Here is a 15,654-nt window from a genome sequence, read left to right as displayed (position 1 = left end):
ATTTCCTAAAGGAATAAATTAAATAAAGAGTCCTTGTAAAATTTGGGGGTGGGCAAGATGAATGATGCGATTATAGGTTTTATCTTTGGTATATGTTTAATCATTGGCATGGGATTGGGATTATTGTTTAATTCAATAGAAATGGGTGGAGCAATTGGGCTAGGTGTAGGATTATTAATGTTGCTTATCTTTCGTAATCAGGATAGGCAAAGGTATCGGTGAGTTACTAGCTTCATGCTTTGTATTTCACAGTATTTGGGATGCTTTCAATGAAATTACTGGGTGAATTCAGGAAATGTCGTCATTAACCGAGGAACCAACATCTGAATATGTAAATGAGTTGATGATGAATCATCGCAGATATTGCCAGATTGATTCAAACGAATTGTATGATTCCAGATTTAATAATGAATTTGTTTAATAGATAGGAACATTAGATTGGAAGTTGGAGCTGTTTTTCAAGCTAGTTGGATGCTTATAGTAAAGACAGAGCGTAGCCAAAACTTCTTCCGCGAATGTAAAGAAGCGATTATCTTATACAGTAGGTAATTGCTTCTGCTTCTATTTTTCAAAAATATGAATCACTATCTAAGTAGTTACATAAAATAAATATTAAGCAATTTTTACTTATTCAATGAATAATTTCTGAAAGACTCCATGATTAACTTTATCCTGCCAGAGTAGTTCTATAATTTCATCTCCTATAGATGGGGAGGATATTACTTGAAATCAATGGAAGTTACTTGCGATTAATGTAGCTGTTTAAGGCAATGGTTGAATCAGATATCCGTAGATGCATACATGGGCAAGTCAAAGAATAGAATGCGAATTTCCAAGAGAGGTCAGCAAGAATCTGTGAAACAGAATGCAAGAACTTTCAAGGCCAACATAGTTTACAAGTATTAGTGCGATTAAATTATTGCTGGAGTCTAATAAAGATAAAATGAGAAAAAGTAGGATTTTAAGATTGAAAGTATTAAGAAGTAAAACCTCTTCTCCTCTTCTATTATTCTTATTAAACAACTCCTGAAACCAAGCATATTAATCTCACATATTCTCTTACTAAAATTTGAAAGAAGAAGGAGGTTATTATGGTGACAATTGCAGCGTACTGTGGTGATTTTCAATTTACTGTCCTGGAATTTGTCTTTACAATAACAAATGAGGTAGAAAAGAAGATCAAGAATAGAAAATTATTTTATGAAGAACAAATTACGCATTATGTAAAGAAAAAAGTAGAGCGATTCTTTCTTGGCGTTAAAATGGATAAACATATTTTAATCGTTTATAAATATGAGGCATATAATACGATTATGTTCCGTTTGGATAATATCCTGAAAGAAAAGAATATCTTAAGTGTAATTGAATCGGCAAGATAGGTGTAGATTAATAAAAAACTTCGTAGAATCTACTAACCCATTATACTTGGGGGGAACCTAAGGATAATGGATAGGAGAAGCAGTAAATTCATATTTCTCTCATAAATCTTTCCTCCGAGAAAGCGAATCTAAAGAATAGAAAAATACAGCAGGTTGGCACAATGCGTCTGCTGTATTTTTATTAAACCTGTTTTTTAATAAATTCATAGAACTGTACTGAATCCTCATTAGAGGGAAATCCAGCTTGTGCTGATTGGTCATTTCCTCCACCTTTTCCATTAAATGCAGGGAGATGCTCCTTGAATAATTTCCCGCACGAGAAGTGTTCGGATCCACTATGATAAAGTAATATCTTATTTTCAGCTGTAGTAGCGAGTAATACAATAATTGCTTGATCTGTAACAATTTTAGCAGCCAACCGCTGCATATCCTTTAGTGATTTGTCTGCAAAAACATGAGATACAAGCTTTCCTTCCATATTCGAAAGCAGTTCTTTAGATAAATAAGCTTCATTTTGCTCTTTAATATGTGAAAGTTCCGTTTGAATTTGTTTATATCCTTGTTCCCATTTTTCAAAACGATCAAGAATATCCTTTCTACCAGTATTGAACTTTTCCGAAAGGGTATCGATAATCGCTAGGACCTTATTATAATCTGCCAAAGCACGATTACCGCATTTAAAATGAACGCGTGTTGCACCTTTTAGTTTCTCAGCTTTAAATAATTTAATCATGGCAATTTGACCGGTTCGTGTAACATGTGTACCGCCACATGCATTGTATTCAACGCCCTCGATTTCGACGATGCGAATATTTTCCGTTACCTTTGGCATTTTAACTACGGGGATATTCCTTAGTTGTTCATTACTTACAAAATAACTAGAAATCTCGAGATTTTGATAGATACGATTATTTACCTCTTGCTCTACCACCGTGAGCTGATCATTAGTAATATCTGATTGGTCAATGTCAATCGTCACATCCTCTGTTCCAAGATGGAAACTAACAGTTTGCGCTTGGAGAAGATCTCGAAATACAGCGGATAATAAATGCTGGCCACTATGATTTTGCATATGATCAAATCGTCGCTCCCAATCAAGCTTACAAATCACTTTATCGGTTTCTGGCAACCGTTCAACCTGGTGAACAACTTCACCATCCTCTGAGAAAACATCTAATACTTTGATTCCATCGATACTACCTAAGTCACATGGCTGTCCACCGCCATGGGGATAGAAAGCAGTTTCTTCAAGAATGATGAAATATTTTCCATCTCTTTCTATTGAATCGATGATGTTTGTCCACCATACCTTCTCATAAGCGGACTCATAATAAAGCTTTCTTGTCATCATTACATCCCCCAATTTATTGATGTATTTCATTGTCTGCTAAATTAATTTCTAGCCGTTTTTTTTCCTTTTTCCCTTTTGAATAATAAATACCAAAATTCCAATGGAAACGATGATTAATATTGCAATTGTCATCGCAATATAAGTTGGATTCTTATTAATGCTTTCAGGAATGACCCTTGTTGCTAAAGGTCCTAATGCCATGAAAATCGGTAAAATAATGGTAAACCAAGTCTTCGTGTAAATAGCCGCAGCAATAAAAATGATGATGTCTGCAATTATAATCAAGTTATTTTGCATTGGTGTTGCTACGAAGAAAGGTTCTGTATCTAGTTTCAATTCTAATAATAGGATGACAACAAAGACTCCTGTCATTACTAGCTGAAGGGCAATACCAACAACATAAAAGCTTTTTGAATGATATAATTTCGGGAGTATATTAACAAGAAAGAATCCGTAAATGATAAACGATAAAATCACCATTCCAAGGCCTATCCATAATCCTGTTTTTGACAGTGAAATTGTCCCTTCAATAGCAGGTCCTAGACTGAAATATGCCAGTAGAAGGAAGGTCATCATCGGTACTAAACCTGCAAACTGACGGAAATCAAAGCCCATTTCATTTCCAATTGTTTTCATATATGCTCTTGGACTGCCACCTGTAATATCTTCAACGCTTTTTCCTTCCGCTTCGGCTTCATGTAAATGATCGCTAAGTTCCTCAACAATGTCGTTGATTTGCTGATCATTCTTTCCCTTTGATGTTAAATACATGCGTAATTCAATGATAAATTGCTCAGATTTTTGACTTAGCATTTTGTTCATCCCTTTCCCCCAAGATAGAATTCATTCCGAATGATAAGTGCTGCCATTGTTCCTTAAAAAGCTGGAGCTCTTTTTCCCCCTCTGCTGTAATCGTATAATATTTCCTTTTCGGTCCGTTTGGTGATTTTCTAAGCTCCGTCGACACAAAATTATTCTTCTGCAAACGCATTAATACTGGATAAATACTGCCCTCACTAACGACAGCGAATTTATGCTGCTGGAGTTTTTCAATCATTTCATATCCATACGTTTCCCCCTTGGCAATTAGTGCCAGTAAACTGCCATCAAGCAACCCCTTGAGCATTTGACTAGATGTGGACATGATAAACACCCCAAACAAAGATTATTCATAATAATACTATCTTACAATATGGTATAGTGTTATGCAAGATAGTAAAACATTTAATAGAAAAAATTTATTTGCTATTATATTAGTATTAAAAACGTAAAAATAAGAAAAGGATACTAACTGATGGCAAAGGAGATGAAAAGGAATGGAACAAGAACAACAATATGAAGAGGGTAATCTACCGAAGAATCTAGCGAAACCAGCTGTGCGGGCGCTTGCAGGTAAAGGGATTTTACGATTAGAACAAGTCGCAGAGTGTAAAGTGTCGGAATTACTTGCATTGCATGGGATGGGACCAAAGGCTGTAGAACAACTTCGTATTGCACTTAATGAGCAGGGATTAGCATTCCTTGATGAAACTTAATGATAATGAAAGGCGAGGGCTGCCCAAAAACGTGCTTTATTATTGCTCACTTGCTAACCTAGGAAAGCAGTTCGCATTCCGCGGACTACAGAAAATTCCTTTACTAAGAACGTTACGGATATTAGTATCTTCACTAACTATCCGCAGTTGATTGAAACGACTGTCCGGAAAGGTATCGGAAGTAATCGATGGGAAATAAATATCTAAAAAAAGACTGCCACATCGTAATTCACGAATTTCGATGTGGCAGTCTTTGATCTATATCAACTTCACTAATGTTGCGCTTTACGTTTACGCTTTTTGTAAGCTGTGATGGAAATAAGTGCTGTTATTAATGCGACGATAACAAAGAGTCCGCCTACTGTTGGGTTTTGTTTAACCGAAGCTTGTTCAATAACAATTCCACCGACTGAGGAACCAAAGGCAATACCTAGATGCACAGAAGAGTTATTTAAGCTTATTTGAATGTTTGATGTCTCAGGTGCAGCTTGCATTAAATAACTTTGCATCGGTGGCGTGAGAGCCCAACTCATCATACCCCAGACAACCATGATTATTATAAATAAAGGGATTGAAAATGTTGTGTATGGGATTATAAAAATTGCAATGCCGAATAGTAAGACAACCGATAGAATTGTAGGCTTTGCGCCAAATCGGTCGGAAAATGTTCCACCGATAAAACCTCCACTTACTGCAGCGATTCCAAAAACAAAGTAAATGATACTTACCCATGTCCCGTCAAGATCCATTGTAGATTTTACAAATGGTGTTAAATAGGCATAGAGCACTGTATGACCAGTGAGCATGATAAACGTGGTTGATTGTGCAAATAACACAACAACATTCTTAAGCGAACCGAGTTGTTTTCTAATTGAGATTTGTTCGGTAGGAGCCATTTTGCTCATAAACAGGAATATTCCAGTTATCGACAATAAGCTCAAGACTGCGATCATTGCAAAAGGAGCACGCCAACCAAAAGCATTTCCGAGCATTAACCCAATTGGGACACCTAATACGAGCGAACCACTGACCCCCATATTAACAATCCCAATTGCACGTCCACGATATTTGTGTTCGACAATATTTGCAGCCATGACAACACATAGGACAATGAGCAGGGAGCTACTTGCTGCTGAAATCATTCTAGAAATGAATAAAATTGTGTAGGATGGGCTAAAAACAGCGACAAGATTTCCAAAGAAAAAGATAAATAGCGTGATTAATGTTAATTTTTTTCTTTCAATTTTTGCTGTTAAAAATGATAAAATTGGTGCTGATATAGCGAATGTAAGTGAAAATATGGTAATCAATAGACCGGCTTGTCCTAGACTAACGTTTAAATCTGTCGCAACTAAATCTAGAATTCCCCCAATTATCAATTCAACCATTCCAACTACAAAGGAAACGATTGTTAATAAATATACACGTTTATCCATATTATGACGCCTTTCTTCATTTAGATACCTGTAATACTTTTACCATATTAAGCTTATTCAGTCCAGAATTCAAGGCAGAAATAGAGTTTGTTTTGGGTTTTGGATAAAGTGCTAATTAAGTAGGCGCAATGTTGATTCCCGCTACAATCAACGGTGATAATATCGTTACATCTTGTAAATTAAGATAACTGCACAATCTTCAGCGGAAGAAATACACGGAGACTCCTGCGGGAAGCAGAGCCTAGGTGAGACTACGAAGTGTGATAGCAAGAGTAGGCTCACCAGCTCCCCGCGGAAAGCGTAGTGTATTTCTGAAGCGACTGGCCTGAGAACCTATAGCACATTATATTAGATACCGCTTTAATAAATTGAATAAGTAATCATCTGTAGGGATTATTTTACAAAGAGGAAAAAAATGTTGAAATTTGCTATAATTGAGTTACCATAAGAACTTTGGAAAGTGGGAATCTAAGTGAGTAATAATACGAAACTTCATAAGGATGCAATGCGTGTACTTAAGCAGACAAGCAGAACGTTCTTCATTCCAATAAATACATTAAATCCTACTTTAAAAAGCACAGTAGGTTCGGCATATTTATGTATGCGAGCAATCGACGAAATTGAAGACCATGAAACATTGGATTCCAATCTAAAACAGCATCTGCTGCTTACAACGGCAGAACTTTTGAAACAGCCATTTAATGTTGAGGCATACGAACAATTATTAAAGCCATATGAGTCGCTATTGCCTGAAGTGACATTAAGGCTTGGTGATTGGTTAGCTGTTTGCCCAGACGAAATTCGTGACAAGGTGAAAGAATCAACAAGTATCATGGCAAAGGGAATGGCGAAATGGGTCGAAAAGGATTGGATTGTTAAAACAAAAGAAGATCTAGATGAGTATACTTACTATGTAGCAGGGCTAGTAGGGGTAATGCTGTCCGATATATGGAAATGGTACAATAATACAGAGACAGATTATGATTTAGCAATCGGTTATGGCAGAGGATTACAAGCAGTCAATATGCTACGTAATCAAGATGAGGATGCTGAACGTGGCGTGCAATTTCTACCAGAAGGCTGGACAAGAAATGATATGTTCCAATACGCTGCAGCAAACTTGGATATGGCAGATGAATACATAAAGTCAATCAATACGAGAAGTATTCTTCTATTTTGCAAAATACCGCTCGCATTAGCGAAGAAAACCTTAAAGACATTAAAGAGTGGCAATGAAAAAATGTCTCGTACGGAAGTTGAAGATACAGTAGATGAAATAATAAATAATTAAACAGCAGAACACGGTTAGTATAGCTAATCGTGTTATTTTTGGAATTTGCTTCGAAGCAAAAGGAACTGCCTGTGATAAATGATAATGTTTTAGCACAGCTAATGCTTGTTCTTGAAATGATGGCGAAATCAGCAAAACAAATGGACCCACTCAAGACACGTTATATTCCTGAGATTCCCGAATATCCACGAATTCAAAAGGAAATTACTGATCTACAAGCTGCAATGCAAATAAGTAAACGAAAACCTCTTATATAAATGATTTATATATGTCCAATAGACTCCAATCAAATTAATAATTGGGGTTTATTGGATGTATTTTTATCTAAAAAAATTCTGCCTGTATATAATGCAACTCATGCTAATGTTTCTAAATTTTGTTAACAAAATTTTTATAAAGATGTTTAAATTGGAGATGATATGGGTAATAGTATATTTGTTCCAAACAGTTTACGATACCCCCCCTGTTATAAGCCTAAAGCACTTCCAAATCTTATAAATGTAAGTTTCACTAAGTGGAAACTGGCTTTGACTATTTACCCAAGTAACGCTATAATTGAAAACTATGTTAAAAAATTGAGCAAGTTGGTGGATTTTCGTCGTTGGTTATTCTCTAAGAAATGAGAGTAAGCAAGTCCATCCAACGGTCTTTAATGACAAAATGCAACAATTATATTTTAGACACTTGTTCCTAATAAATTAGGAGGAAACACGTGGATTCTGAAAAAGGAAAGAAATTAGATTGGCCTGTATTTATTGTAAGTGGAGGATTCTTGATTCTCTTTGTATTAATTTCATTTTACGATAACGAGATGGTCGGAAATGCAGTTGATACCTTATTTGCTTATTCGTCAGATCTCTTTGGAGCGTACTGGCAAATACTATTGCTTGCGAACTTCTTTATTGGATTGGGGCTTGCAGTTTCAAAGTACGGAAAAGTTAAATTAGGGAAGCAAGATAAGCCACAATACAGTTATTTTGGCTGGATATCTATGATTTTAGTTACATTGCTTGCAAGTGGTGGTGTGTTTTGGGCTGCTGCTGAGCCAATGTATCATTACATGAGTACCCCGCCATTATTCGGTGGTGGAGAATTTAACAATATCAATGCTGCATTTGCACAATCATTTATTCATTGGGGCTTTACAGCATGGGCGATACTTGGAACATTAGCGGTTATTGTTATGATGTATGTTCATTATCAGAAAGGCTTGCCGTTGAAGCCAAGGGGATTATTATATCCGATTTTTGGTGAGAAAGTATATCAAAAAAGTGTGATTGGTTCTTTAGCAGACATATTTTCCATCATTGCTACTGTTGCTGGTACATTAGGACCTTTAGGTTTCTTAGGTTTACAAATATCCTATGGTTTAAATCATCTATTCGATGTCCCTAACACACTGACAGTGAGCATTATTGTAGTCGTTGGACTTGTGATTATTGCTGGTATTTCAGCTGCTTCAGGAGTGGATCGCGGGATTTATCATTTAAGTAATTGGAATGTGCAATTTACTATTTTATTAGCCGTGATTGTGATGGCTATTGGTCCGACAATGTTTATTATTGATGCATTTATCGGTGGCACAGGATTCCATTTACAGAACTTCTTCCCTATGAGTATGTATCGCGGGGATGAAGGTTGGCTTTCATCTTGGACTATATTTTTTTGGGGTTGGTTTATCGGCTATGCCCCAATGTTAATTATATTTATTAGTAGGATTTCTAGGGGGCGAACGATTCGTGAGTTGGTGCTTACCGTTTCTATCGTTGCCCCAATTGTGACTAACTTCTGGTTCTCGATTGTCGGTGGTACAGGTGTGTTTTTCGAATCGGAAAATCCAGGTTCAGTCTCAACTGCGTTAAATGAGGCTGGAATGCCTGCAGCTGTAATGGCAATTACAGATCAACTACCAATGGGTACGTTGATGGGCTTTGGCTTCTTACTCGTTTCGATTATCTTTGTTGCAACAACAACCGATACAATGGCATATTCGATTGCAGCTTCAATCGAAGGGAATGATAATCCAAAACGCTGGTTGCGTGTTTTCTGGGCAGTGATCTTTGGAGCTACAACTGTAGCAATTCTGACGATTGGGGAAGATAGTATTACCTCGATCCAGAATTCAATTATTATCACAGCCGTCCCAGTATCATTCTTAATATTGCCGCCTTTATGGAATGCGTTGCAGATTGCAAAAGTAATGGCAGCAGAGCAAGGACTTGTTAGCAAACGAGAAGCTAGAGCAAAAATAGAAAAAATAGTAGATTAAAACGAGGCTATCATCCTTTTTTAAGGATGATAGCCTTTTTAAACATGTAAATTGCGAGTTCTGTCGGTGGCGGTAATTAGTTTAATACTTTTTTCTTCACAAAAGTGGAGCAAAGGCAGTGCCGATAGATAAAATCTAAACTTTTTAATTTGATCTATCTTGTAACATTATTGAAAAGTGCTTTGAGGGCTAGAAAAATAATAGCCAATGCAAACACAATGACTGCAATTGCACCAGCAGCAATTAAGAAGTTAATAACTGCCGTAGAAGTAAGGAATGCAGCTGCAAGGTCTGTCACAACAATTAGCGCGAAACCAGCAAGAACTCCAGCTAAAAAGAGCAATGCTAATTGATTCATAAGTAATCCCCCCTTTCCTAATAATTTATGAGGAAAGGGGGGAGGTTGTTTGTATGGTCCAATGTCATTAACTTAGAAGCATTGAAATGATTCGATGCGATCCAAATCAATTCCGAAGTATACCCATCTAAAGCCATTCCATCTAAACCCAGCTACAGATGTTCTACCAACAAATGTTGGGAAGAACCAGAAGGCGTCTCTTCTTAACCAAATGTAGGTAAATCGGAATAGGCATCCACGAATAGCGCCGGGATCCACTGCAAATGTTTGAAATTGTGATTGTTGAGGGGTGAAGTTAGGGGGTGGAGTTGTCGGTGCACCACTCTGCCCACCACCAGGTTGCCCAGGGAATCCACCGGGGCCAGCAGGCTGTCCGGGGAATCCACCGGGACCACCCGGCTGCCCAGGGAAGCCTCCACCCGGCTGCCCAGGAAAGCCTTGCCCAGGACTTCCTGGGAAACCAGGCAGGCTAATAAATCTTTCATCCTCATCTCTATATGGTGGTTGATAATAATCCATTTATAATTTCCTCCCTTATTAAGATTGTTCCATTTAATATATGGGGGAATTGTCTAGATGGGGATTGATTTTTTAAGAATGGGCTAAATGGTGGTAAGTAAACATAAAATATTTTTAAATCGTCCAGAGCTACTTGTTGTCTTCTTATGCGCATGCTATTATTATCATGCCATTTCTGAAAAATGCTTCATATAAGTACCTTCAGAGTTTATGAGCTGGAAGGAGTTTCAATTTATGAGTAACACAAATCCACCCAAGAAATATGAATACTTGGCTGATGATCCGAATGTTAAAGTTGCACCAATTATGATTTCACTAATAATTGGAGCTTTCTTTGCGATATTAAATGAGACCTTGTTAAACATTGCCTTAACAACATTGATGGAGGAGTTCAATGTCTCCATTACGACTGTGCAGTGGATGGCAACAGGTTTTATGTTAGTAATGGGAATTGTTATTCCAGCCTCCGCATTATTGATGCAATGGTTTACTACGAGGCAAATATTCATAACAACGATGTTAGTTTTTACGATTGGTACTACAATAAGTGCCTTCGCCCCGAGTTTCCCTATATTACTTATAGGTCGTTTCATGCAGGCGGCAGGAACTGGAGCACTTATGCCAATCATTTTTAATGTGTTTTTATTAATTTTTCCACCAAGAAGAAGAGGGAAAATAATGGGCCTTGTTGGTCTTGTAATTATGTTCGCACCTTCAATTGGACCAACATTATCTGGTATTATCGTTGAATATCTCGGTTGGCGTTATCTGTTTATCACAGTAATCCCGTTTGCACTGTTTTCGATTCTTTTTGCACTAAAATATTTAGTAAATGTTTCAGAGGTAACAAAGCCAAAAGTCGATATTTTATCTCTAGTATTCTCCTCAATAGGATTTGGAGCAATCGTGTATGGTTTCAGTTCAGCAGGAGCAAGTGAATTAGGATTTTTCAGTCCAAAAGTATACTCGATTATTATTATCGGCGTCATTAGTGTAGTTTTATTTGCTATCAGACAATTGAAATTGGATGAACCGATTATGGATTTACGTGTCTTTCGTTACCCGATGTTTACCCATGGTATGCTAATGTTCTTAATCATTATCATGGCAATGTTCGCTTCAGAAATTATTTTGCCTATTTACATGCAAGGGCCATTAGCGCTGGCTGCTGCCACTGCAGGATTAGTCCTACTTCCTGGTAGCATTTTAAATGGCATAATGTCACCTTTCATGGGCGGATTATTTGATAAATTTGGACCTAGAGTGCTGATGATTCCCGCTACGATTGTTCTAAGTGGGACGATGTTCATGATGAGCCGATTAAGCTTAACAACACCGGTATGGGCTGTAGTTGTCGGTTATATTTTACTAATGCTTTCAGTCTCGGCAATTATGATGCCAGCAGAAACCAATGGATTAAATCAATTGCCGAAACGACTCTACCCACACGGAACAGCGGTCATGTCAACACTACAACCCGTAGCAGGTGCGATTGGTGTATCAGTATTTATTAGCATTATGAATGCAAGACAAAAAAATATCTTACAGCAATCAAATGACCCGGCAAATATTGCTAACATAAACGAGGCAATGGTTTCTGGTGTTGAACTTGTTTATCTCATCTCGTTTATTTTGTCAATCATTGCCGTAATCTTAGCTTTCTTTGTGTATCGTGCTGTACCAGTAGAATCAGAAGAGTTACAAGAGCAGAAATAGATAGTAGATATCCAGCTCCATCTCAGATAATTTATCTGAAATGGAGCTGGTTTTATTTTGCTGATTTCTAACATTTATCAAAAGATGAATTCTAAATAGCAGTTGATATAAAGTGTGAACTATCTATCTTAGGGTATCAAATTCCCTTGGACCAATCGCTACGGATATACACTACGCTGGGATTGTGCAATTGCTGTAATCTTTCTATCTATGATATAAGACGAAAGAGCAATTCCTCTGTCATGGCCGTTGATTGTAGCGGAGGACAGGAGACTCCTGCGGAAATAGCAACGGCTGAAGATTGATCGGAAGCGGTTTTCTTCCGGAAGGAGCAGACCGCGTTGCCCTCCGGATGCGCGACTGTCCGCAGCGGAAATCAACGTAGCTCAAGTTCATTGTTTAAATAAATATAAACAAATACAAAATTATCATACTATTTAATTTAAAATTACTTTGACAGGCAGAGTAATCCGAAGTATAATTACTATGTCAGATAGAGTATTAACAAAATAAGGACGTGGCAATGTGATAAGAAGTGATTTTATACGAGGTCATTTGGATGCGATTATTTTACGCCTTATCTTAGAAAAGGATCGATATGGCTATGAAATTTCAAAAGAGATTAGTTCACGTACAAATGACCGTTACCAAATTAAAGAGGCAACATTATATGCTGTATTTCAACGTCTTGAAAAAAAGGAATTACTTGAATCTTATTTAGGAGGGATATCTAAAGGTGGAAAGAGAAAGTATTATACCATTACGACACTTGGAAAAGCATATTTAAAGGAATCTGTTGCAGAGTGGAAAGTAACAAAGAATATTATTGATTTATTTATGGAGGGATTGGATTGAAGGAGTTAAAGGGCCATGTTGATGAATTATTTAGGGGAATTCCAGAAAGCGAGCAGAAAACAGCTATCATGGAGGAGGTTTTGGAAAACCTAGAGGAAAAAGTATGGGATCTTATGGAGCAAGGAAAAGCTGAGGAAGACGCTATTAATAAAGCGATTGTTGAGTTTGGTAGTATTGAAGATCTAAAAAATGAACTTGGGGTAAAGCAACCAGTTAAAAAGAACAATACAAAATTAAATTTAGGATTCTCTATTTGGGGGAGCATCATCATTATCGCATTGTTTGTTTTCATGAACTTTTATTACAGTCCTAATGTAATCTGGTTTGTCTATCCAACATTTGCTATATTATGGTGGCCGTTATCGATGTATTTCATTTGGAAACGAGCGAATTAAGGAGAGATGATATGAAGAAATATGGGGTTGGTTTTGCGGTTATAGGAAGTTTCATGACGATTGCTTTTTTAATCATTGTAAATCTACTAACTAGTTCAGAACATATTTGGTTTATTTATCCTTCCGTTGGATTACTGCTATGGCCAGTTGGCTTATATTGTATGAAAAACAAGTTTTACAAGCTCTTTGCGGTTTTATGCAGCATGCTTATTATTATTTTTCTTATCATCGAAAATTATCAGGATACACCGGGATATCCATGGGCCTTATATGCGGTATTTCCGGTTCTATGTTGGCCGATTTTAATGTTATTAGGAAAACGCGCAGGCAACATTATTGTTTCACTCGTAGGAAGTTCAATTATTATTATCTATTATTTAATGCTAAACATCTTCCTTGAACCAGGCTATCCATGGGTAATTTTTCCAGCGTTTGTTGTATTATGGTGGCCGTTGACGATCTTTCATGTGACAAATAAAAGTTATTTTAAGTATTCTATCCATGCGAGTATATTCGTCAGTGCATTTTTTATTCTGGTAAATGCCATATCTACACCACATACGATTTGGGCAATTTATCCAATCTTTGCTGTGCTATGGTGGCCACTTAGTATGTATTATTTTGTTTATAAGAGAAATTTGGGTAGATAAAATGATGCCGTTATTGTAATTTATTCATTCAGGAGAAATAAGGAATAGAGGAGGTATCATTTCTCCTCTATTCCAATTTTTAACCTGGAATTAGTTTGAATTATTTCATTCCTAAATAATTCAGAATAGCATCGCGTAAGAATTCGGTGCCACCTTTAACCTGTTTGTCATAATAAGCAGTGAAACGCTCGTCGGCAACATACATTTCCGCAAGACCTGCATGTGCCTCCTTTGAATAACTCGGCCATGAGTACATCAACCACTCTTTATGCTTTGCCGCCACCTTTTGTGCTAAATCTGAAGCTGGATCTCCAGTAGCATATGCCTGTTCAAGTAAGGAAAAAAATTCTTCACCCAAATTATTCATCGCTTGAAAGGCTTCTTCCGACATTCCTCTCAGTTTGGCATTACTAGCATTAACAGTATCATCACCATATTTTTCGCGAACTTCATCACCGTATTTTTGTTCGTTCTCGTCTATCATTTTCTCTTTAAATGCTGCGAATTTCTCTTTATCCTGCATTGTGATTCCTCCTTCTTTACTGGAAATCGTCTTTTCAACAGTAGCCATAAGATTGTCAAGATGGGCTCTCTTCTGCATTAGTTTTCGATAATGATCTTTTAACGCGTCTGTTTGATTAAAAGCGGGATCCTGAATAATATTCATGATTTCTTCGAGACTTATTTCTAATTCACGATAGAATAAAATCTGCTGCAGCAGATCAACCTCCTTCTGACCGTAAATACGATAACCAGATGAATTAATTCTTGCCGGCTTTAGTAATCCAATCTGGTCATAATATCGAAGGGTTCTCCCGCTTACACCTGAGAGCTGCGCCAATTTATTAACGGTATATTCCATCTGTATCCCTCCTGACAACTATTATGATAAACCTTGACGCTGCGTCAAGGTCAAGAGATATTTAAAATAAATTTTCGTTGTGCAATTAGTTTAAGAACTGGAGAATACCGATATATACGAAAAGGCGCCGATAACTGCTTCGAACTCACCGATATATTCTAGGCAGACGCCGATATTCGACAAAAGCACTGGTTAGCAAGCAACTAGACTAAAATTTACAAATAATATGAGTGATTACTCACTTTACAAAAAATAAAAAGTGGTTTATGCTTTAGTGAGTAATTACTCACTTTTTAGAAAGGGTGATTTAGATGAGAAATGAAAGTACATGTATATCGATTCGCAAGGTGTCAAAGCAATTTGGCAAACATGAAGTATTAAAAAATATTAATCTAGAAATCTACGAAGGTGAGATATTCGGCCTTCTAGGACCATCAGGGGCTGGAAAATCGACATTGGTAAAGGAATTGGCTGGACTTGATGTGCCAAACTCTGGAGAGAACTATATTTTTCAAAAGAAGATGCCATCATTAAAACTAATGGAGAGAGTAGGGTATATGGCACAAGCAGATGCTTTGTATGAGGATTTAACAGCATATGAAAACCTGCAATTTTTTGCAAGTTTATATGGATTGAAAGGGAAAAAGCAGAAACAGAGGATTAATGAAGTGATGCAGATTGTAAATCTAATGGATCATCTTCATAAGCCTGTCTCAAATTATTCTGGTGGGATGAAGCGGAGATTGTCGCTTGCTATTGCACTTCTGCATGAACCTGAAATATTGATACTTGATGAACCGACTGTTGGCATTGATCCTGTACTAAGAAAAAGCATATGGGAAGCGTTTTATGAATTAAATCGTAAGGGCACGACCATTATTGTTACCACGCATGTTATGGATGAAGCTGAAAAATGTGGTCGTTTAGGATTAATGCGTGATGGAACGATGATAGCTGTTGGCACTCCAGAGCAATTAAAGGCGGAAACCAATTCCACTACGATTGAAGAAGCTTTTCTAATTTATGGAGGTGCTTAAG

The 15,654-nt window shown here is 37.0% G+C and carries 19 protein-coding genes; 12 read left to right on the top strand and 7 right to left on the bottom strand.

The window, feature by feature from the left end; all coding sequences use genetic code 11:
• Window positions 1-57: 57 nt before the first annotated feature.
• The 3 genes from CWR45_RS19685 to CWR45_RS03145 all read left to right on the top strand — a co-directional run bounded on the left by CWR45_RS19685 (window position 58) and on the right by CWR45_RS03145 (window position 1,379).
• The gene (locus CWR45_RS19685) at window positions 58-222 is read left to right on the top strand and encodes a hypothetical protein (RefSeq protein ID WP_170138775.1); all 165 of its coding nucleotides are present in this window, start codon (window positions 58-60) and stop codon (window positions 220-222) included.
• Window positions 223-295: 73 nt separating this feature from the next.
• Window positions 296-421 carry a hypothetical protein gene (locus tag CWR45_RS20260; RefSeq protein ID WP_281271820.1) on the top strand — a complete coding sequence of 42 codons (126 nt, stop codon included), beginning with the start codon at window positions 296-298 and terminating at the stop codon, window positions 419-421.
• Between the two features lie 670 nt (window positions 422-1,091).
• The gene (locus tag CWR45_RS03145) at window positions 1,092-1,379 is read left to right on the top strand and encodes a hypothetical protein (protein ID WP_115748348.1); all 288 of its coding nucleotides are present in this window, start codon (window positions 1,092-1,094) and stop codon (window positions 1,377-1,379) included.
• Between the two features lie 181 nt (window positions 1,380-1,560).
• Here CWR45_RS03145 and CWR45_RS03140 read toward each other — a convergent pair whose 3' ends face one another.
• The 3 genes from CWR45_RS03140 to CWR45_RS03130 are packed head-to-tail and all read right to left on the bottom strand — an operon-like array spanning window position 1,561 to window position 3,874.
• Window positions 1,561-2,727, bottom strand: coding sequence for an alanyl-tRNA editing protein (locus CWR45_RS03140; RefSeq protein WP_115748347.1), 1,167 nt, complete (start codon window positions 2,725-2,727; stop codon window positions 1,561-1,563).
• A gap of 51 nt (window positions 2,728-2,778) precedes the next feature.
• A complete protein-coding gene (locus CWR45_RS03135) occupies window positions 2,779-3,552 on the bottom strand; it encodes a DUF1129 family protein (protein WP_245975324.1) in 774 nt (257 codons plus the stop codon).
• Window positions 3,524-3,874 (bottom strand): PadR family transcriptional regulator, encoded by a 351-nt coding sequence (locus tag CWR45_RS03130; RefSeq protein WP_115748346.1) that lies wholly within the window; start codon window positions 3,872-3,874, stop codon window positions 3,524-3,526. Before CWR45_RS03130 ends, CWR45_RS03135 begins: the two co-directional genes overlap by 29 nt.
• Window positions 3,875-4,046: 172 nt before the next feature.
• Between CWR45_RS03130 and CWR45_RS03125 the strand changes: the two genes are divergently transcribed.
• Window positions 4,047-4,265 (top strand): helix-hairpin-helix domain-containing protein, encoded by a 219-nt coding sequence (locus CWR45_RS03125; protein ID WP_115748345.1) that lies wholly within the window; start codon window positions 4,047-4,049, stop codon window positions 4,263-4,265.
• A gap of 272 nt (window positions 4,266-4,537) precedes the next feature.
• Here CWR45_RS03125 and CWR45_RS03120 read toward each other — a convergent pair whose 3' ends face one another.
• Entirely contained in the window at window positions 4,538-5,701 is a 1,164-nt protein-coding gene (locus tag CWR45_RS03120) for an MFS transporter (RefSeq protein ID WP_115748344.1), read from the bottom strand.
• Window positions 5,702-6,173: 472 nt separating this feature from the next.
• Here CWR45_RS03120 and CWR45_RS03115 point away from each other — a divergent pair, with 472 nt between their 5' ends.
• The 3 genes from CWR45_RS03115 to CWR45_RS03100 all read left to right on the top strand — a co-directional run bounded on the left by CWR45_RS03115 (window position 6,174) and on the right by CWR45_RS03100 (window position 9,261).
• Window positions 6,174-6,992: a squalene/phytoene synthase family protein gene (locus tag CWR45_RS03115; RefSeq protein ID WP_115748343.1), complete on the top strand. Its 819-nt coding sequence runs from the start codon at window positions 6,174-6,176 to the stop codon at window positions 6,990-6,992.
• A 29-nt stretch (window positions 6,993-7,021) separates the two neighbouring features.
• The gene (locus CWR45_RS03110; RefSeq protein WP_147294821.1) at window positions 7,022-7,249 is read left to right on the top strand and encodes a hypothetical protein; all 228 of its coding nucleotides are present in this window, start codon (window positions 7,022-7,024) and stop codon (window positions 7,247-7,249) included.
• Window positions 7,250-7,704: 455 nt separating this feature from the next.
• Window positions 7,705-9,261: a BCCT family transporter gene (locus CWR45_RS03100; RefSeq protein WP_115748340.1), complete on the top strand. Its 1,557-nt coding sequence runs from the start codon at window positions 7,705-7,707 to the stop codon at window positions 9,259-9,261.
• A 154-nt stretch (window positions 9,262-9,415) separates the two neighbouring features.
• Here CWR45_RS03100 and CWR45_RS03095 read toward each other — a convergent pair whose 3' ends face one another.
• Window positions 9,416-9,619 carry a hypothetical protein gene (locus CWR45_RS03095; RefSeq protein ID WP_115748339.1) on the bottom strand — a complete coding sequence of 68 codons (204 nt, stop codon included), beginning with the start codon at window positions 9,617-9,619 and terminating at the stop codon, window positions 9,416-9,418.
• 72 nt (window positions 9,620-9,691) lie between these two features.
• Window positions 9,692-10,138 carry a hypothetical protein gene (locus tag CWR45_RS03090; RefSeq protein ID WP_211315921.1) on the bottom strand — a complete coding sequence of 149 codons (447 nt, stop codon included), beginning with the start codon at window positions 10,136-10,138 and terminating at the stop codon, window positions 9,692-9,694.
• Window positions 10,139-10,372: 234 nt separating this feature from the next.
• On the opposite strand from CWR45_RS03090, the gene CWR45_RS03085 reads away from it, so the two are divergent.
• The 4 genes from CWR45_RS03085 to CWR45_RS03070 all read left to right on the top strand — a co-directional run bounded on the left by CWR45_RS03085 (window position 10,373) and on the right by CWR45_RS03070 (window position 13,754).
• Entirely contained in the window at window positions 10,373-11,854 is a 1,482-nt protein-coding gene (locus tag CWR45_RS03085; RefSeq protein ID WP_115748338.1) for an MDR family MFS transporter, read from the top strand.
• 525 nt (window positions 11,855-12,379) lie between these two features.
• Window positions 12,380-12,709: a PadR family transcriptional regulator gene (locus CWR45_RS03080; RefSeq protein WP_115748337.1), complete on the top strand. Its 330-nt coding sequence runs from the start codon at window positions 12,380-12,382 to the stop codon at window positions 12,707-12,709.
• Window positions 12,706-13,104, top strand: coding sequence for a permease prefix domain 1-containing protein (locus tag CWR45_RS03075; RefSeq protein WP_115748336.1), 399 nt, complete (start codon window positions 12,706-12,708; stop codon window positions 13,102-13,104). The genes CWR45_RS03080 and CWR45_RS03075 overlap by 4 nt, the downstream gene beginning before the upstream one ends.
• 11 nt (window positions 13,105-13,115) lie before the next feature.
• Window positions 13,116-13,754 (top strand): hypothetical protein, encoded by a 639-nt coding sequence (locus CWR45_RS03070; protein ID WP_115748335.1) that lies wholly within the window; start codon window positions 13,116-13,118, stop codon window positions 13,752-13,754.
• A gap of 100 nt (window positions 13,755-13,854) precedes the next feature.
• Here the strand turns inward: CWR45_RS03070 and CWR45_RS03065 are convergent, their stop codons facing one another.
• Entirely contained in the window at window positions 13,855-14,616 is a 762-nt protein-coding gene (locus tag CWR45_RS03065; RefSeq protein ID WP_115748334.1) for a MerR family transcriptional regulator, read from the bottom strand.
• 311 nt (window positions 14,617-14,927) lie between these two features.
• Here CWR45_RS03065 and CWR45_RS03060 point away from each other — a divergent pair, with 311 nt between their 5' ends.
• The gene (locus CWR45_RS03060) at window positions 14,928-15,653 is read left to right on the top strand and encodes an ABC transporter ATP-binding protein (RefSeq protein WP_115748333.1); all 726 of its coding nucleotides are present in this window, start codon (window positions 14,928-14,930) and stop codon (window positions 15,651-15,653) included.
• Window position 15,654 lies beyond the last annotated feature (1 nt).

Source organism: Oceanobacillus chungangensis (genome assembly GCF_003369565.1).
Taxonomy (GTDB): Bacteria; Bacillota; Bacilli; order Bacillales; family Amphibacillaceae; genus Oceanobacillus; species Oceanobacillus chungangensis.
This window is presented reverse-complemented; position numbering and strand designations above follow the sequence as displayed.